This window comes from Marinifilum sp., from assembly GCF_965230805.1.
GTDB lineage: Bacteria > Bacteroidota > Bacteroidia > Bacteroidales > Marinifilaceae > Marinifilum.
The window spans coordinates 1,459,064-1,478,510 of record NZ_OZ246019.1; the positions used below are offsets into that span (position 1 = coordinate 1,459,064).

Genomic DNA, 19,447 nt, shown 5'->3' on the forward strand with positions numbered 1-19,447 from the left:
AAGCTTTAAATGTTATTAATTCGTGATTTCACATTCTTGGTATCATCATTAGGATAAACAGGTAAAAAAGCAGGGTAAAAACAATGTAAAAGCATGCAATTGGAGAAGTTCAGAATATAAAAGGCAGTATTTTAAAGACATATTGACTTGATGGTTATGTGAAATCCTAAAATCGAAAAGTAAGAAACATACAATTAGGGCTTGAAAACAGCTACTCAGGGCAAAAACAGGGAGAGCTAGCTGTATTTTATAACGAGCGAGGGGTAAAAAACACCGGCGGAGGGGTATTTTACCCCTAATTCGGGCTCATCAAGCCCTAAGCAGGGGTAAAACACCCCTACACAATTGCTGTGCTTTTCTTATTTTGGGAGTCTCAGCGCAAAGGAACGATGTCCTATTTTTCTGGCTGATATGCGCAGAATCATAAGGCAGAATTAGGCAGAAAAAAGACAGGCAAAACAAGTTTACCTGTCTTAAATGAAACTATCAACCCATAGTTATAACTAATATTACTCTTCTACAGGATTAGCATCCTCTTTTTTCTTTGCGTTGGCAAAGTGATGTTTGAGATCATCATACACCGCCTTTGCTCCAGGCACACCGTCTTTTGCGGCCTGTTTCAGATAATTGTAGAAACTCAGCATAGCAGAATAGGCCTCACTACTGCTTAAAGCAGCGGTATCATTCAGCAAACTTTTAAGATATTCCAATTCCTTACTAATATTACTCAGATCTTTCCAGGCCTGAGCATCTACTTTTACCTGATCTAATTTTAGGTAAGGCGGAACCAAATCGGGATTATTTTCGGCACTTTTAATAGCCTGATCAACAAAAATCATTAATCTTTCGCCAATTACGGCCATATTCTTTTTCTGCTCGGCAGGTAATGCCACCAATAATGGTTCCAATTCTGTTTTTAAACCATTTAAATTTGTAGTGATAGCTTCTTGTTTTACACTATCAATCTCTACATTAATTCTATTTTCTATTGTCATTTGATAATTTTTTTTGGGGTATGACAGAATCATTTTGAATTTGTGTTAACCAACACCAGACTTTGCATAAGTTTATTAACCTGGCATTATAACAGCGCATCAATTTAAGTATATTTAATCCATTTGCAAATGTTTTTAAGCTTTTATCCAGATTTTGAATGCATTTATCAAATTTAATATTGGCTTATGTACAGGAAAAATATAAAAACCAATATCAACAGACTAAGCACAGCAGCAATCTGTATTTTAGAAACAGTAAGGATAAAAGCACCTCTGTTTTGTATAACTTTGTCCGAAATGATTTGCGGAAGATATGGCAACATATAACGAATTAAACGCAAAGGCACAAAAATGCGAAAAAAGGAATATCTTAAATCCGTAAACTTATTGCTTAAATAACCTGAGTTCGACGTAAAATATCACGCAAAGTAAAAATACAATCACCCATTTAGGTGAAATACAATAACAACAGATGCCGAAATACCACTACCAACACATCTTCTTCGATCTAGATCGCACACTTTGGGATTTTAATGCGAATTCGGAAATAACGCTGAACCAATTGTATCGCGATTATCATCTGCAAAGTATATTTGGCAGTTTTGTGTTTTTCAAATCCCGATTCGAATATCACAATGCAAAACTGTGGAATGCTTACTATCAGAACCGGATAAAGAAGGAAGAGCTGATGTACCGCAGGTTTTACCTGACATTAAAAGAATCGGGGGCAGATGATCTGGAAATGGCAATAGAATTGGGTCAGGATTTTATTGAAATCAGCCCACTGCAAACCAAAACTTTACCCCAAGCACATGAGACCCTGCAATATTTAAAAGACAAGGGGTACGAACTGCACATCATTACCAATGGCTTTAACGAAGTTCAATACAAGAAACTATCAAACTGCAAGTTGATTTCCTTTTTTACCAAAATTATTACTTCCGAAGATGCTGGAGCCAACAAACCATCACCCATAATTTTTGACTATGCAATAAAAAAATCTGGTGCAGCAAAAAGCAAGAGTATAATGGTTGGAGATGATTTAAAAACAGATATCGCAGGAGCCAGAAAGTCAGAAATAGACCAAATCTATTTCAATTCACATAAAAGCAAACACAAGAGCAATCCAACTTACGAAATCAATCACTTAATTGAAATTACTGAAATTCTATAGCAGCAAGGCAATACTTACAATATTAAATCATTAGCGTTCATTTTCTACTAATTCATAAGCATAAAGTGTCTAATAACATGTTTTTCGTAAGAAAACAAAGCCTATATTTTGCAAGAGTAATTGTAAAGGGTAGGATTGGTATGCCTTCCGTTTTGTCAACATCATAAGTTTGTAAGTAAGCTCATAAAAATTCAAATGACTTGGTTAAGGGTTATAGGGTTAATAGATATACAAATGGTTAATAAATAAAAGCTAACGATACAAAGGATGTTGAACTTAAGGCTGTGTTCAGGGGACACAGCCTTCTTCTTTTTTACCTTATCCACAAATCAGGTTTTTCGTTTCTTCTTTTTGGCTGCAGGGAAAAGAACATTATTTAATATGAGGCGATATCCTGCAGAATTCTTTTTTAAATTCAGATCGGTTGGCGGATCGCCTACCAAATGTTGGTAATCTTCCGGATCGTGGCCTCCATAAAAAGTCCAGGTTCCCTTGCCATATTTTCCATGAATATAACGTGCCTCGCCAGCAGATTTATTCTCTCCCAGAATCAAAACTCCAGGTTTAATCAAATCCTTTTTAAAGGCAGTAGTTTGCCCCATAAATCCTTTAATCAAATTCTTATGGTTTTGACAAAGCATGGTAGGAACCGGATCCCATTTGGCCGAGAAATCAAAGAGTGAAAAATAATCCTCATCTCTGCTAAGCTTTCGCGATAGAGTTACATCAATATCCGAATACTCGTATACATACGGACTTGTCTCCAATTTAAAATCTTTAAAAGCAAAGGTTTTACTATAATCCAATTTTTCCTGAGCCTGTTCATCCATTGGATCTCCATCAAACTCATGAGTACAGATGTCTGTGTCACCAGCCGCAAGTGTGATATCAAAAGTATCGGTAGCCGAACACATGGCGAACAAAAAACCACCATTCTGAACAAACTTTCGAATGGTTTGCGATACAGCTTTTTTCAAATCAGATACTTTTTGGAAACCATATTTTTCAGCCATGGCAAAATTATCTTTCACCTCATTTTTATACCATTGCATATTGCGATAGGAGGCATAAAATTTACCATGCTGACCAGTAAAATCTTCATGATGCAGATGAAGCCAATCATAATCTGATAGTTTATTGGATAAGACCTCATCGTCATAAACGATATCATAAGAAATTTCTGCATAGCTTAAGGCTAATGTAACCGCATCATCCCAAGGCTTTTTACCTTTTGGTGAATAAACAGCAATTTTTGGAGGTTTTTCAAGCTTAATGGCATCCATATTGACTTCAGGAGATGAAATTTCACTCATCATTTGAGCAACGCTTGCATCAGAAACAGGCGTGTAACTCACTCCCCGAATTTTGCACTCATCCTCTATCGATTTATCCAAAGGCAACAAAAATGCCCCTCCCCGATAATTCAACAACCAATAAATTTCATGATTTTTCTGCAGAGTCCAATAAGCTATTCCATAAGATTTTAAATGATTTTTTTGAGAATCATCCATGGGGATTAATAAACTAGCCGAAAAAGCCGGACCAAAGCTCAAGAAAAAACAAATGAGAATTAGATATGATTTAAAAACGCTCTTCATAAGTACAGCCGATAAATTGATTTAGTTCGAAAGTACAAAATCAGATTCTAACGGAAAAATGAAACGATAAAGAAGGTAAAGCCAAGAATGGAAACGAACTGACAAATAAATCCGGAAATACCTCTCGCTGAATTCCGAAAATCTATTCTTTGAGTTTCGCAGAATATAAATCAGTCATTTTTTGAGTATCAAAATTTAAAATGGAGCAGCATCCTCAAAATCGCTACTTCCTAAAAGGCCGGCATTAGGATCTTCGAATCCACCACCACTTGAGTCTTGATTCAATTTGGAACTGAAAGTTTTAACTTCATCGAGGGCATCATCGCCAAACGGATTCAGACTTTCGCCTTCCAGATCCATAAATCGAGCCAACTGGTTACGGAATCTTAATTGAATTTCACCAACAGCTCCATTACGATGTTTTGCAATGATAATATCAGCAATACCAATTAATGAGTTTCCTTCAGCATCTTCTGTGATCCCATAACGTTCGGGACGATGAATAAAAAGCACCATATCGGCGTCCTGCTCAATCGCCCCAGACTCACGAAGATCTGAAAGCATTGGTTTTTTCGCATCACCAGTACGCTGCTCAACACCACGGTTCAGCTGCGAAAGTGCAATCACCGGGATATTCAACTCTTTTGCAATGATCTTTAATTGCCGTGAAATCAAAGACACCTCTTGTTCACGATTTCCTCTCATATCCGAACCAGCAGTCATCAGCTGCAAATAGTCAATAATCACACAACCAATGTCGTATTTTGCTTTAAGTCTACGACATTTCGAACGCAATTCGTAAATAGACAAACCTGGCGTATCGTCTACATAAATTGGGGCATCCACCAAATCTTTAATCTTAACATGCAACTGTTCCCATTCAAAATCTTCGAGTCTCCCATTTCTAAGTTTCTCGGAACCCAATTCGGTTTCACTGGAAATCATACGTTTTACCAACTGATCGCTCCCCATCTCCAAAGAGAATATTGCAATTGGAGCTTTGTGTTCAACCGCCATATTCCTGGTCATGGAAAGTACAAATGCTGTTTTCCCCATCGACGGACGCGCTGCAATAATCACCAAATCGGATTTTTGCCATCCCGAAGTAATGCGATCCAATGCGGTAAAACCCGAAGGCACACCACTTAATCCATCGGGGCGCTTCCCCGCCTCTATGATCTGATTAATCACCTCATCGGCTAAAGGACGAATATGCGCAGACTCCTTTTTGATATTACCCTCAGCAATATCAAAAACCTCCTGTTGAGCCTTATCCAGCAAATCGGCAACATCAATGCTATCATCAAAGGCCTGATTCTGTATATCTGAAGAAACACGAATCAGTTCGCGCTGAATGTGTTTTTGTGCAATAATGCGAGCATGAAACTCGATATGAGCAGCTGATGCCACACGATTGGTTAGCTGTGTGATATAGAATGGGCCACCCACTTCATCCAAAGTTCCCTCTCTTTTCAACTCCTCGCTTACTGTTAAAATATCAATAGGCTCTTCTTTGGTGGACAGATTCATTATGGCTTTATAAATCTTTTGGTGCGCATCCTTGTAAAAAGATTCGACCTTTAGCAAATCACCAACCGAAATAATTGCATCTTTTTCGAGCATTAAAGCACCCAACACAGCTTCTTCCAATTCCACTGCCTGTGGAGGAACTTTTCCATATTCCAGATCAATTTTATTTTTCGATTGATTTTTATAATTGTTTGCTCCAGCCATAGTTTTATTCTTGTATTGGTATTATCAGATTTCAACACTTTCGCTACTCACCGATCCATTAAATTTCGTGTCGAAAATTTTGGAAATGCAAAGATAAAGATAGAAAATTAAAATGCTATAATTTGATTTTTTTTGCTCTATAAAACCAGTAATTTTAGGACTCATTTATCAAGATAACAAGTATGCTTTGCTTTCCAAATGCCAAAATAAATTTGGGTCTTAACATCATCAACAAAAGACCGGATGGATTTCATAATATCGAAACCGTATTTTACCCTATCCCTCTCTGCGATGCATTAGAAATTGCAGAAAGTGATTCGGATGAAAAATATGAGTTTAGCTCATCAGGAATCCCTATAGATATTGACCCCTCCGAAAATATTGTAATTAAAGCTTTTGAATGGGTTGCCTCGAAGTTTGAGATTCCACCTACCGCAATTCATTTACACAAAAAGATCCCATTTGGAGCAGGACTTGGCGGTGGATCGGCAGATGCGGCCTACATGATTAAAATGCTTAACGATTTTTACAAGCTGGGTATGAGCATTAAAGAATTGGAAGAGCTTGCCATCGAAATTGGTAGCGATTGTCCGGTTTTTATAAAGAACCAGCCTGTTTTCGCAGAAGGAAAAGGAGAAATCTTCACTTCTGTCAATCTCGATTTAAGTGGGTATCATTTGGCAGTATTAAAACCTGATATCCACATCAGTACACCAGAAGCTTACTCGGGCGTATCGCCTAAAAAATCAGGGAAATTGTTAAAAGAATTGATCAATCTTCCCCTAACAGAATGGAAAGAAAATATCTGTAATGATTTTGAAGAAAGTATTTTTCCAAATCACCCCGAGTTGGCAAGGCTAAAAGAAAAGCTATATGGATTAGGTGCCACTTATGCCGCCATGTCGGGAAGTGGCTCAAGTATGTTCGGCCTTTTTGAAAAAGAAATAACCACTAAAGAGATCGGGAGCAAACATTTTGCTTGGGTCGGAAAACTTTAGATAAAGCTCCTTAGATGTTCTCGAATTGAAACATACCAATCTAATTTTCACTAAAAAAGGGAACATCCGCAATGGATATTCCCTTCTATATCATCATATCAGAAAGATTATTCAATCTCAACCATCAAGGTTTTGTTAGGGACTTTTCGTCCTTCTTCAACATGAATCTTTTTAATAACACCGTCGAAAGGCATTTCGATCAGATTCTTCATCTTCATCGCTTCAAGAATCATCAAGCTTTCTCCAGCCTTTACTTCCTGCCCTTCCTTAACGAAAATTTCAACAATTGTTCCCGGGATGAATGACAACAGATTCTTAGGATTTGGTCTTTCCCAATTTTTTCTGTTTTCAAATTTCTGGGTTAATTCTGTTTTGTATACAGTACCATCAATGTTGAATTCTTTTAAATTTTCCATAACGAATAATTTTTAGAATGGAGGAATACCGTGTTTTTTCTGAGGTCTTCTATCCACTTTATGGTTCGAAACCTCAATTGAATGCAATAACATGTTACGAGTTTCTTCGGGTTCGATAACAGTATCGATATAACCTTTAGCAGCTGCAACATAAGGATTTGCGAACTTCTCTTTATATTCTGCAACTTTTTCTTTGCGCATTGCATCAGGATCTTCTGCAGCCATAATCTCCTTACGGAAGATAATATTAGCAGCTCCTTCAGGTCCCATTACAGCAATCTCAGCAGTTGGCCATGCAAACATGAAATCTGCCTTCATATGACGAGAGTTCATGGCAATATATCCTCCACCGTATGCTTTACGGATAATAACCGTAATCTTCGGCACTGTAGCTTCTGAATATGCATAAAGAATTTTTGCACCGTGACGAATAACACCCATATGCTCCTGATCCACACCAGGAAGATAACCTGGCATATCCTCAAGCGTTACAATTGGAATATTAAATGAATCACAGTAACGGATAAAACGAGCAGCTTTATCAGATGAGTCACAATCCAATACACCTGCCAATACCATAGGCTGATTTGCTACAAAACCTACAGTTTCGCCATTCATTCTACCGAAACCAATAACGATATTCTTCGCAAAGTTCTCCATGATTTCAAAGAAATCAGAATCGTCAGAAATTGCTTTGATTACGTTACGGATATCGTATGGCTGAGTTGGATCAGCTGGTACAATTTCCTCGATTTTGAATTCTGGTTTTGGTGGCTTTGGTGGAAATGCTTTAGCTTTTTTACCATTGTGCCATGGAATGAAGGTTAGGAGCTTCTTAATTTGTTCGAAGCATTCGTACTCGCTTTGAGCATAGAAATGAGCATTACCTGTGATTTCGCTATGTACTCTAGCTCCACCAAGTTCTTCCATACTAATTTCTTCACCCAAAACAGTTTTAATTACCTCTGGACCGGTAATAAACATCTTTGAGATGTTTTCAACCACAAACACAAAGTCGGTAAGTGCAGGAGAATAAACAGCTCCACCAGCACAAGGACCAAGAATTACAGACAATTGAGGAATAACACCAGATGCTAAGGTGTTACGGAAGAAGATTTCACCATATCCTGCAAGTGAGTTAACACCTTCCTGAATACGAGCTCCCCCTGAGTCGTTAATACCAATCAATGGCACACGCATCTTTAAAGCATGATCCATGATTTTAGTAATTTTTCTTGCATGCATAAGACCAAGGGAACCACCAGCTACCGTAAAGTCCTGTGCAAAAATACAAACAGGCTCACCGTAAATTGTACCGGTTCCGATGATAACTCCATCACCATGAAGTTGTTTCTTTTCCATGCCAAAGTCGCGGGCTTCGTGCTCTACAAATAAATCGTATTCATGGAAAGAATCTTCATCCAAAATAGATGTTACCCTTTCTCTAGCAGTCAATTTCCCCATTGCAACTTGCTTCTGAATGGCTTTTTCACCACCACCTTGAAGCACTTTTTCCTTTCTCTTTCTAAGATCAAGAATGTTTCGTTTCAATGACATAATCTGTACATTTAGTTAGAAAATATATATTTCTATATATGTTGAATCCCATGCAACGCATAAAATTCCAAGCTACAACATTAGCAATTTTTACTCTAGAAAAAAATTCTTGCGTTTACTAGCTTCATGTTACAGCCATACAAAATAAACTCTTTAGCCTGATAATCAAATCATTTCCTAAAAAACTATTTAGAACAGTTTTATTTAGGAGCAATTCGATACAAATACAAGGCAACACATGTAAAAACAATATTTGGCAACCAAACCGCTAACATCGGGTTCATACTGCCATTGGTAGCAAAAACAACCGAAATCTGTAAGAAAAGTATAAATGAGAAACTTAATAGCAAGCCAATTCCCAAATGAAGCCCCATTCCTCCCCGAATCTTACGCGAAGCAAGTGAAGCACCAATTAAAGTAAGAATAAAGGTTGAAAATGGATTAGCCATTCTTTTATATTTCTCAATTTTATAAGTATTAATATTACTGTCTCCTCTCATGGTTTGCTGATCGATATAATCGTTCAGTTCATGGTAATTCATTGCCTCAACAATATTTTTCTTTCTCCCAAACTCCTTTGGTTTAAAATTTAAAGTTGTATCTATTTTTTTACCGTGTTCAAAACTTTCTTTATCGCCATCAATGTTTCTAATAAAATATCCATTAATGGTCCATTTGTTTTCTTTCTTGTTCCACTTAATATTTCTGGCGGTAAGTTTGGATTTTAATTCTCTACCTTCGAATTTCTCCAATGAAAATTGATATCCAGTCTTACTTCCCGTGTCCCAATTGTACATATAGATAAATACACCGGGTTCAATCTGACGATGAATATTTCTATCCTTATTAACAAATCGCTTTTTGATATAGGTCGCAGTAAAGTCTAATCGTTTTGCATTTGCCGGAGGAATAATATAATTACTCAAGACAAAGGAAAACACACCAATAATTAAGGCAGAAATAAAATATGGAAACATCATTCTCCTAAAACTAATGCCACTACTAAGAATTGCTATAATCTCGGTATTGTACGCCATTTTAGAAGTAAAAAATATAACTGCTATAAAGGTAAATAATGCGCTAAATAGGTTGGCAAAATAAGGTATAAAATTCAGGTAGTAATCAAACAGAATAGCCTTTAGAGGTGCTTCCTTATCGATAAATTCATCGATATGTTCCGAAAAATCGAAAATAACCGAGATACTAATGATTAGAACAATTGCAAAAAAGAATGTACCCAAAAATTTTCGGATAATATATAGATCTAATTTTTTCAAAGCCTGATTTTTATTTCTGATACCTTGGGTAAAGCCTAAGCTAAAATTACCGGATCAAAAGTATAACTAATTCTTCAAATATCCATTAAGGCTGACTTGTTGTAAAAGTTTTTAACATTTATAAACGAGTTGCCAATTTTTTAACCATGATATCCTTCCAAGCATTAAATGTACCTGCGTTAATCTGTTCTCGCGCCTCACGAACCAGCCAAAGGTAGAAAGCCAAGTTATGAATACTGCATATCTGAGATCCTAGCAATTCCCCCGAGTGTACCAAATGACGAACATATGCTTTTGAATAAGCCGAATCAACAAAAGAAGTTCCATTTGGATCGATAGGTGAAAAATCATCTACCCATTTCTTGTTTTTAATATTAATGATTCCTTCGCTAGTAAAAATCATTCCATTTCTGCCATTTCTGGTTGGCATTACGCAATCGAACATATCAACTCCACGAGATATAGCTTCTAATATATTAACAGGCGTTCCTACTCCCATTAAGTAACGTGGTTTATCCTCAGGAAGAATCCCATTCACAATTTCAATCATGGAATACATTTCCTCCACAGGTTCGCCAACTGCTAAACCTCCAATTGCGTATCCTTCACGATCTAAAGAAGCAACATGCTCTGCCGCCTTAATTCTTAAATCATCATATACACATCCCTGTACAATTGGGAAAAGAGTTTGGGAGTAGCCATATTTCGGATCGGTTTCATCGAAACGTTTTACACATCTCTCTAACCAACGCTGGGTAAGTTCCAAAGAGTTTTTGGCATACTCATAAGTCGAAGTGCCCGGAGGACATTCATCAAATGCCATAATAATATCTGCACCAATGGTTCTTTGAATGTCCATTACATTTTCAGGCGTAAAGAAATGTTTCGATCCATCGATATGAGAACGGAACATCGCTCCTTCTTCGGTTAGTTTTCTATTATCCGCTAAAGAAAACACCTGAAATCCACCACTATCAGTCAATATTGGTCTATCCCATCCATTAAACTTGTGCAAACCACCTGCTTTTTCGAGAATATCCAAACCTGGCCTTAAATAAAGGTGATAGGTATTTCCCAAAATAATCTCTGCATTAATATCATCACGAAGCTCACGCTGATGCACTCCCTTCACCGAACCAAGTGTTCCAACAGGCATAAATATCGGCGTTTGTATTGTTCCGTGATCTGTTGTTAACTCCCCCGTTCTGGCAGAAGACTTTGGATCAGTTTTGTGTAGTTTAAAATCCATATTGACTGTTTTAAAACTGCAATAGCAAAAATCCGCTTTTGCAAAATCGGCAACAAAGATACTAATAAATCTTAATCAAGAATTAAGGTTTTTCTCCACCCAACTGCATCCCATTAATCTTTAATTATCCGATAACGAAGCATATTTTTATAAAGACTTATTCAAACATCAAAAACTGCCTATGCATGATTTGCCAATAATTGCAATAATGTTTTCGATTAATGCAGCTTTAAAAAGGATAGGATTTAAAAAATCGCTAGTCATTTGAGAGAAGAGAATTTATTTCTATCTTCGTATGTAAATGTCTCTTTAAGACCTATATATAATTTACTATTTCACATCCAAAGTCATTTATACAGTAAGCGATCACAATGGAAATAAATCCGAACCTCTCAGAAAAAGCTCAATACGACTATAGACTTGTACTAGCATCGGTTAATGGAGATCAAAAGGCATATGAAGAACTCTTTAAAAGATACAAGGATGCCATATTCTTTATGTTGTTAAAAATGGTTAACAACAAAAATGATGCTGAAGACTTAACATTTGAGGCTTTCGGAAAAGCTTTTCGAAACATTAAACAATATTCCCCAAAATATGCTTTTAGCACGTGGTTATTTAAAATTGCCTCGAATAATTGCATTGATTTTCTTAGAAAGAAAAGAGGAAATACAATTTCGATAGATGGAAAAGATGATGCTGATAACGAAAGAACCATTACTCTTGAATCAAGCGGTTTAAACCCGGAACAGGAGTTTGTAAAAAAGCAGAAAGCAAAAATTATGCGTAGCGAGGTTAGCAAGCTTAAAGAACGTTATCGCCGTTTAATCGAACTTCGCTATTTTGAAGAGTTTTCGTATGAAGAAATTGCACAAGAACTTAAACTTCCCATTGGTACTGTAAAGGCTCAATTGTTTAGAGCTCGTGAACTACTTTTCAACAACCTCAAAGACTCCGAAGTTAAGATTGACATTAAAAAGAAATAATCTTTTATTAGAAAACAACGAAAGGGAATTAGTTCTATCTTTGCCAACTTAAAATGAAATTGGCATGGAAATCATTGAAAAATATTTTACAGATTTAACTGAGGAACAAAAAAACCGCTTTGCTCAGCTTAAAGATTTGTATACCCATTGGAACAATCAAATCAATGTGATTTCGCGTAAGGATATTGATTCGTTGTATCTACATCATGTGTTACATTCATTATCAATTGCCAAAGTAATACAGTTTGAACCTGGAACACAAATTATGGATGTAGGGTGTGGGGGCGGATTTCCAGGTATTCCATTAGCCATTCTTTTTCCGGAATGCGTTTTTTACATGGTAGATTCTATTGGAAAAAAAATAAAAGTGGTGAACGAAGTAGCTACTGCATTAAAATTAACAAATGTGAAAGCTGAACACACAAGAGTTCAGCAAGTAAAAGAGAAATTCGACTTTATTGTGAGTCGCGCAGTAACCGCATTTCCAAAATTTGTAAACATGGTTCGCAAAAATTCTTCGCCAAAAGATAAAAACAGTTTGGCCAATGGCATACTTTATATCAAGGGTGGAGATTTTCGTGAAGAAATAGCCGGATATGGCGATAAAGTGCAGCTTTTTGATTGTATGAACTTTTTCGAAGAAGATTTTTTCCAAACTAAAAAAGTGGTTCATCTTGAGCTTTAGGCAAAATAATTTGCATCATCCTTTTGTTAGATTAAAAAAAAACTTATTTTTGCAGTCCAAAATCAACGGATATAATAACTTTATTAGATAAAAATTTTTCGCGATGAAAAGAACATTTCAACCATCAAATAGAAAGAGAAGAAATAAGCACGGTTTCAGAGAGAGAATGTCTTCTGTAAGCGGAAGAGCCGTATTATCTCGTAGAAGAGCTAAAGGCAGAAAAAAAATATCTGTTTCAAGCGAGCGCAGGCACAAAGCTTAATTTTATAATTAAGTAACCGATATACAAAAAGTAAAGAATTTAAATTCTTTACTTTTTTGTATTTAATGGCTACGTCCTATCTACGATTGACTGAGTTCCCGAGGAGCTCTTTTTTTTTGCCTGTATTTTTGAGGTAATGCAGCATCAAATGATGCCAGCTCATTTCCTAAATCTAAAAATCTCTGCTATTTTTGTACAACGCAAAATAAAATAGAAATAATATCATTGATTTGCCGTTTACCAACTATTGAACTTATACCCAATAGCCAACCCAACAGAAAAACAGACTAAGATGAAATCAAATCATTTTTTTAAAAGCAAATTCTTTTTATTACAGGTCGGTATCGCATTATTAATCACCATTGTTTTAGTTTGGATTACACTTACAGGATTAAAATGGTATACCCATCATGGTGAAAAGTTAAGGGTGCCCGATTTGCATGGAACCAGTCTTGAGGATGCCAAACAAAACATAGAGCAAAAACATCTACGATTTACCATATACGATTCAATTTACAACCCCACATACGAACCAGGAACTGTATTGGATCAGAGACCTTTAGCCGGATCAATTGTAAAACGCAATCGCAATCTATTTTTAACAATCAATGCTCATAAACCTGAGCAGGTTCGATTCCCAAACCTGATTGACAATTCGTTCCGTCAGGCATATGAACTGCTAATTACCAATGGATTTAAAATTGGCCGACTGGAGTATTTGGAAAGTCAGTTTTTTAACCTTGTGCTCTACCTGAAATACAAAGGGGATTCCATTGGTGCAGGCACAATGATAGATAAAGGGGCAACAATTGATTTGGTATTGGGGCGTGGAAGTACATATAGTGTATTAGCTCCAAACTTAATGGGGAAAAATAAATCCCAAGCCAATGAGAAAATTATCCTATCTAATTTAAATGTTGGTAAAGTTGAGTTTGATGAATCTATTTCTTCTCATGCCGACTCTTTAAGTGCAAAAGTATTTAAACAATATCCTGTATTTAACGAGGATCTGAAAATACGACCTGGAAACAATATTGATATCTGGCTAACAAAGGATACTCTAAAACTTCAGCAAGCAGACTCTTTGCTACAACAACGATTGAGCAAAGTGCTTTATTAAAATTAAGAGGAGTAATGACACAGGAACCTAAAGATAATTTCAATCAGGAAGAAGAAATGGATAGCAATCAGGAAGTATTCGAACATTTTCGCTTCGAAGTTGATCCTGGGCAAAACATGCTTAGAATTGACAAATACTTGGTTGACAGAATGCAAAATGCTTCGAGAAATAAAATTCAGGAAGCTGCTGATTCTGGCTGTATTCATGTAAACGATAAACCGGTAAAAAGAAACTACAAGGTAAAACCAAATGATGTTATTACCATTGTTTTAAGCTATCCTCCAAGAGAAATAGAAATTATCGCTGAGGACATTCCATTAAACATTGTTTACGAAGATGATGCTTTTCTGATTGTGAATAAAAATCCAGGAATGGTAGTTCATCCTTCTTATGGGCATTATTCGGGCACATTGGTGAATGCATTGGCATACCACCTGAAGGATTTGCCACTTTTCAACTCCAAAGATCCTAGACCAGGTTTGGTTCACAGGATCGATAAGGACACTTCAGGAATTTTAGTTATTGCAAAAAGCGAAGAAGCCAAAACCAAATTGGCTTTACAATTTTTCAACAAAACAAGTGATAGAAAATACCGCGCTTTGGTATGGGGTAACCTGGAAAGTGATGAGGGAACCATCGCCGGGCATATCGGTCGAAACTTAAAAAACAGAAAAGTAATGGATGTCTTTCCTGATGGAGAATATGGAAAGCATGCCGTAACTCATTACAGAGTTCTGGAACGATTAGGATATGTGAATTTGGTAGAATGCATCCTGGAGACAGGAAGAACACATCAAATCAGAGCTCATTTCAAGCACATCGGTCATCCTCTTTTTAATGATGCAGATTATGGTGGTGACCAGATTTTAAAAGGAACTACTTTCACCAAATACAAACAATTTGTTCAGAACTGTTTTAAGATTTGCCCAAGACAGGCATTGCATGCCAAGACATTAGGGTTCGAGCATCCAACAACGGGTGAGTACACTTCTTTCAATTCCGAGATTCCTGAAGACATGAGCACAGTAATCCAAAAATGGAGAGATTATACATCTAGCAGAGAAGAATAACAAAGCACAATATCATCCATGAAAAGAAACATTGCAGTAGTAGCAGGAGGCGATTCAGCCGAGATTGTAATTTCGCTTCAAACGGCCGATCATATTTTCAATTCTCTTGATAAAAAGATATACAATCCATATTTGGTTGAATTAAAAGAATTAAACTGGAATGTAAAAATTGAGAATGAATACTACCCTATTGATAAAAATGATTTTAGTTTTACCAAGAATGGAATTAAAACAAAATTCGATTTCGCTTACATTGCAATTCATGGCACCCCAGGCGAAAATGGCGTTCTTCAGGGATATTTGAACCTGCTTAGGATACCGCACTCTACTTGCGATGTTTTAAGTAGTGCATTAAGTTTTAACAAGCATGCCTGCAATTCATACCTTAAAAGCTTGGGGTTTAATTTTGCCAAGTCAGTTCTGTTAAAAAAGGGCGAAGACTATTCAACTGAAGAAATTAATTCAAAATTGGGTATGCCATGTTTTGTTAAACCAAATGCCGACGGTTCCAGTTTTGGGATCTCGAAAGTAAAACATGTTGAAAAATTAAATAAAGCCATCGAAAAGGCATTTATGGAAGGTCAAGAGGTAATTATAGAAGAGTTTATTGATGGCTTGGAATTTACTTGTGGTCTGGTTAAAACAAAATCTGAGAGCATCATATTCCCAGTGACTGAAGTTCTGCCTAAAAAAGAATTCTTTGATTTCGAGGCCAAGTACGATCCGAAAATGGCAGAAGAAATTACCCCAGCCCGAATTTCAAATGAATTGACTAAGCAAATTCAGGATCTTTCGTCAAAAGTGTATGATGCATTAAAGTGCAAAGGAATTGTTCGTATTGATTACATGATTAAAAAAAATGAGATATTTATACTCGAAGCCAACACTGTTCCCGGAATGACAGCCAATAGTTTTATTCCAAAACAGTTGTCTGCCATGAATCGTGAACTCAGAAACATTTTAAGTTTAGTAATTGAAAATGAATTCTGAATACGCACTTTAATTTAGTTTAAACGCCTAATTAAAAGCTTTAACAAATCGAAAGGATATATATTCTTTTTTTCTCTTACGAAAGACCTGATTTAAAAGGATTCTTCTCATTCTTATGAAAACAATTACCTGATAACTAAGTAAAACAATTAAACCTTTGTGAACTTTTTACATACTTGTGCGTAATATGATTTAGATTTTAATGAATTTTTTTCAATTCATTGTTTCATAGTTAAATTTTAGGGTTAGTAATTAGAACATGAACAAGGAGACAGGGGCAGTCTCCTTGTTTCTTTTATGCATTTCACAAAAAATCCGATGAAAACATTCACCGGATTTAGAATTTTTAAATTTCTCTATCTAAAGAAACTAGTCAACATCAACATACTCCTCGTTGTAAACTTCTAATGGAGCACAGGTACACATTAAGTTACGGTCGCCAAATGCATCATCAACACGACCAACTGTTGGCCAGAATTTATTATTACCAACCCAACTTAATGGATACGCTGCTTTCTTGCGGCTGTATGCATGATTCCATTCATCAGCAGTCATTACAAGGTGAGTGTGTGGTGCATTCTTCAATACATTATCCACTGTATCTGCAACCCCATCCTCAATCTCTTTCATTTCTTCATTGATCTTAGCCAATGCTTCAATGAAACGATCTAATTCTTCCAATGGCTCACTCTCGGTAGGCTCAACCATAAGAGTTCCGTGTACCGGGAATGATAATGTTGGAGCATGGAATCCATAATCCATCAATCGCTTTGCAATATCAGTATCGGTAATTCCAACTGACTTGCTGAATTCACGACAATCAAAAATCATTTCATGACCAACACGTCCGTTTGCACCTGTATAAAGAATCTTGAATCCCATTTTTTGGAATGAAGATGCAAGGTAGTTTGCATTTAAAATCGCCATCTTGGTTACTTCTGTTAAACCTTCAGCTCCTAACATTGCGATATAACCGTAAGTAATGGTTAGCACACTTGCCGATCCGAATGGAGCAGCAGCAACTGCAGTGATTGCATTTTCGCCACCTGTTTTCACATACTTGTGAGATGGTAAAAATTGAACCAAATGCTCAGCTACACCAATAGGACCAACACCCGGGCCTCCTCCGCCGTGAGGAATTGCAAATGTTTTGTGTAGATTCAAGTGACAAACATCAGCGCCAATTAGTCCTGGATTTGTTAATCCAACCTGGGCATTCATATTTGCACCATCCATATAAACTTGTCCTCCATTCTCATGAATCAAATCCATCATCTCTTTGATTCCAGTTTCGAATACACCGTGCGTAGAAGGATAAGTTATCATGTAAGCACACAAGTTTTCAGCATGCTTTTCAGCTTTTACTTTCAGGTCATCAAACTTCACATTACCTTTCTCATCGCAATCAACAATAACGACTTTCATACCAGCAACAGTTACAGAAGCAGGGTTGGTTCCGTGTGCCGAAGAAGGGATCAAAACAATATTTCTATGCCCTTCACCTCTTGATTTGTGGTACTCACGAATCACCATCAAACCGGTATACTCTCCTGCTGCACCCGAGTTAGGTTGCAAAGTACATCCTGCAAAGCCTGTAATTTCGGATAACCACTGTTCCAATTCGCTAATCAATTCGGTATAGCCATCCACTTGGTTTACTGGTACAAACGGATGAATTCCTCCAAATTCAGGCCAACTCATTGGTAACATTTCAACAGCTGCATTCAACTTCATGGTACAAGATCCCAACGAAATCATAGAAGTATTTAACGCAATATCTTTCTTTTCCAAGCTCGTAATATAACGCATCATTGCTGTTTCTGAACGATAGCGGTTAAAAACATCAAGAGTCAAGAAATCGCTAGTTCTTGAAAATTTGTTATCAAAGTAGATTTTTTCTTCCACTTCTTTGTCTTCCACTTCCTTATTTGCAGCTTTGGCAAAAATATGAAGAATAGTATTGATTTCATTTTTACTGATTTTTTCGTCAGAAGAAAAACCAATTGTATTTTCATTGATGTATCGAAGATTGATCTCAGCTTCTAAAGCAGATTTTCTGATATCCTCCACTGAAACTCCTTCCGGAACTATTACTTCCAACGTATCGAAAAAGTTCTGAACAGTCTGATGATAACCCAAAGCATTTAATCCTTCGGAAATCTCCCCTGCTGCTGCATGGATGTGTTTCGCTATTCTTCTTAAACCTTCGGCTCCATGATACACCCCATAAAAACCAGCCATTGTTGCCAATAAGGCCTGTGCAGTACAAATGTTTGAAGTTGCTTTTTCTCTCTTGATGTGCTGCTCGCGCGTTTGCAAAGCCATACGAACTGCATGATTTCCCTGCGCATCTTTTGTTACACCAATAATACGACCGGGCACGTTGCGTTTATAAGCTTCACGACAAGCAAGGTAAGCTGCGTGTGGACCACCATAACCCATTGGAATACCAAAACGTTGAGTTGTACCAACTACTATATCAGCTCCCCATTCTCCAGGAGGAGTTAAAAGTGCCAAACTCATTAAATCAGCAGCAACCGAAACCAAAGCATCAGCGGCATGAGCTTTTTCCACAAACTCCGCATAATCTTCAATACTACCATTTGCTGCAGGATATTGAAGAATAGCGCCAAATACATTCTCGTTAAACTCAAACGCATTAAAGTCTCCAATCACCAATTCAATTCCCAGAGGTGTAGCTCTTGTATTTAAAACATCAAGAGTTTGAGCAAAAATATTTTGATCTACAAACACCTGATTTGCACCTGCTTTTTTCTTTGCACGAGAACGAAGACCGTGCATCATATACATCGACTCTCCAACCGAAGTTGCTTCATCCAAAAGAGAACAGTTTGCCAATTCCATTTTGGTTAAATCCAAAACCATGGTTTGGAAGTTAAGCAGTGCCTCCAATCTACCTTGCGAAACCTCTGCCTGGTATGGAGTATACGGAGTGTACCAACCTGGATTCTCTAAAACATTTCTTTGAATTACAGCAGGAGTGATTGCATCGTAGTATCCTTGCCCAATAAATGTGCGAAACAATTTATTCTTGGCCGCAATTCCTTTAATCTTGGTAAAATACTCATACTCCGATAAAGCCTCGGGCAAATCCAATACTTTCTGCATTCTAATATCCGCAGGGATCGTTTCTTCAATAAGGGCATCAACAGAAGATGCGCCAACAGTTTCCAACATGGTCTTGATATCGCCGTTACGAGGACCGATGTGTCGTGAAACAAACTTTTCGCTTGCCATATTACTATTAATTAAGTTGTTGTTGTTGTTTAAAAATAAATTTGCTTGTAAAAGTAGCAAAAGATTTAATTTTTCATG

The 19,447-nt window shown here is 36.8% G+C and carries 16 protein-coding genes; 8 read left to right on the forward strand and 8 right to left on the reverse strand.

Going from position 1 to position 19,447, the window contains the following annotated elements; translation table 11 throughout:
• Positions 1-509: 509 nt before the first annotated feature.
• The gene (locus tag ACO05S_RS05725; RefSeq protein WP_421920569.1) at positions 510-995 is read right to left on the reverse strand and encodes a hypothetical protein; all 486 of its coding nucleotides are present in this window, start codon (positions 993-995) and stop codon (positions 510-512) included.
• A 472-nt stretch (positions 996-1,467) separates the two neighbouring features.
• On the opposite strand from ACO05S_RS05725, the gene ACO05S_RS05730 reads away from it, so the two are divergent.
• The gene (locus ACO05S_RS05730) at positions 1,468-2,169 is read left to right on the forward strand and encodes a YjjG family noncanonical pyrimidine nucleotidase (protein ID WP_421920570.1); all 702 of its coding nucleotides are present in this window, start codon (positions 1,468-1,470) and stop codon (positions 2,167-2,169) included.
• Positions 2,170-2,498: 329 nt separating this feature from the next.
• On the opposite strand, the gene ACO05S_RS05735 is transcribed toward ACO05S_RS05730, so the two are convergent.
• Entirely contained in the window at positions 2,499-3,767 is a 1,269-nt protein-coding gene (locus ACO05S_RS05735) for a hypothetical protein (RefSeq protein ID WP_421920571.1), read from the reverse strand.
• Positions 3,768-3,962: 195 nt separating this feature from the next.
• Entirely contained in the window at positions 3,963-5,501 is a 1,539-nt protein-coding gene (gene dnaB, locus ACO05S_RS05740; protein WP_421920572.1) for a replicative DNA helicase, read from the reverse strand.
• A gap of 182 nt (positions 5,502-5,683) precedes the next feature.
• On the opposite strand from dnaB, the gene ispE reads away from it, so the two are divergent.
• Positions 5,684-6,499: a 4-(cytidine 5'-diphospho)-2-C-methyl-D-erythritol kinase gene (gene ispE, locus ACO05S_RS05745; RefSeq protein WP_421920573.1), complete on the forward strand. Its 816-nt coding sequence runs from the start codon at positions 5,684-5,686 to the stop codon at positions 6,497-6,499.
• 107 nt (positions 6,500-6,606) lie between these two features.
• Here ispE and ACO05S_RS05750 read toward each other — a convergent pair whose 3' ends face one another.
• The 4 genes from ACO05S_RS05750 to tgt form a co-directional block, all read right to left on the reverse strand.
• Positions 6,607-6,915 (reverse strand): biotin/lipoyl-containing protein, encoded by a 309-nt coding sequence (locus tag ACO05S_RS05750; RefSeq protein WP_421920574.1) that lies wholly within the window; start codon positions 6,913-6,915, stop codon positions 6,607-6,609.
• 12 nt (positions 6,916-6,927) lie between these two features.
• Positions 6,928-8,472: an acyl-CoA carboxylase subunit beta gene (locus ACO05S_RS05755; RefSeq protein WP_421920575.1), complete on the reverse strand. Its 1,545-nt coding sequence runs from the start codon at positions 8,470-8,472 to the stop codon at positions 6,928-6,930.
• A 200-nt stretch (positions 8,473-8,672) separates the two neighbouring features.
• Positions 8,673-9,749, reverse strand: a complete 1,077-nt coding sequence (locus tag ACO05S_RS05760) for an LptF/LptG family permease (protein WP_421920576.1) — start codon at positions 9,747-9,749, stop codon at positions 8,673-8,675.
• A 118-nt stretch (positions 9,750-9,867) separates the two neighbouring features.
• Entirely contained in the window at positions 9,868-10,998 is a 1,131-nt protein-coding gene (gene tgt / locus ACO05S_RS05765; protein ID WP_421920577.1) for a tRNA guanosine(34) transglycosylase Tgt, read from the reverse strand.
• Between the two features lie 371 nt (positions 10,999-11,369).
• Here tgt and ACO05S_RS05770 point away from each other — a divergent pair, with 371 nt between their 5' ends.
• The 6 genes from ACO05S_RS05770 to ACO05S_RS05795 all read left to right on the forward strand — a co-directional run bounded on the left by ACO05S_RS05770 (position 11,370) and on the right by ACO05S_RS05795 (position 16,111).
• On the forward strand, positions 11,370-11,984 hold the full coding sequence (locus ACO05S_RS05770) for an RNA polymerase sigma factor (RefSeq protein WP_421920578.1): 615 nt from the start codon (positions 11,370-11,372) through the stop codon (positions 11,982-11,984).
• 64 nt (positions 11,985-12,048) lie between these two features.
• Positions 12,049-12,669, forward strand: a complete 621-nt coding sequence (gene rsmG, locus ACO05S_RS05775) for a 16S rRNA (guanine(527)-N(7))-methyltransferase RsmG (RefSeq protein ID WP_421920579.1) — start codon at positions 12,049-12,051, stop codon at positions 12,667-12,669.
• A gap of 103 nt (positions 12,670-12,772) precedes the next feature.
• Positions 12,773-12,931 carry a 50S ribosomal protein L34 gene (gene rpmH, locus ACO05S_RS05780; RefSeq protein ID WP_421920580.1) on the forward strand — a complete coding sequence of 53 codons (159 nt, stop codon included), beginning with the start codon at positions 12,773-12,775 and terminating at the stop codon, positions 12,929-12,931.
• Positions 12,932-13,223: 292 nt separating this feature from the next.
• Positions 13,224-14,051 (forward strand): PASTA domain-containing protein, encoded by an 828-nt coding sequence (locus ACO05S_RS05785; RefSeq protein WP_421920581.1) that lies wholly within the window; start codon positions 13,224-13,226, stop codon positions 14,049-14,051.
• 14 nt (positions 14,052-14,065) lie between these two features.
• Entirely contained in the window at positions 14,066-15,121 is a 1,056-nt protein-coding gene (locus ACO05S_RS05790; RefSeq protein WP_421920582.1) for an RluA family pseudouridine synthase, read from the forward strand.
• 18 nt (positions 15,122-15,139) lie between these two features.
• A complete protein-coding gene (locus tag ACO05S_RS05795) occupies positions 15,140-16,111 on the forward strand; it encodes a D-alanine--D-alanine ligase (RefSeq protein WP_421920583.1) in 972 nt (323 codons plus the stop codon).
• Between the two features lie 369 nt (positions 16,112-16,480).
• Here ACO05S_RS05795 and gcvP read toward each other — a convergent pair whose 3' ends face one another.
• On the reverse strand, positions 16,481-19,369 hold the full coding sequence (gcvP, locus tag ACO05S_RS05800; RefSeq protein ID WP_421920584.1) for an aminomethyl-transferring glycine dehydrogenase: 2,889 nt from the start codon (positions 19,367-19,369) through the stop codon (positions 16,481-16,483).
• Positions 19,370-19,447: the final 78 nt, after the last annotated feature.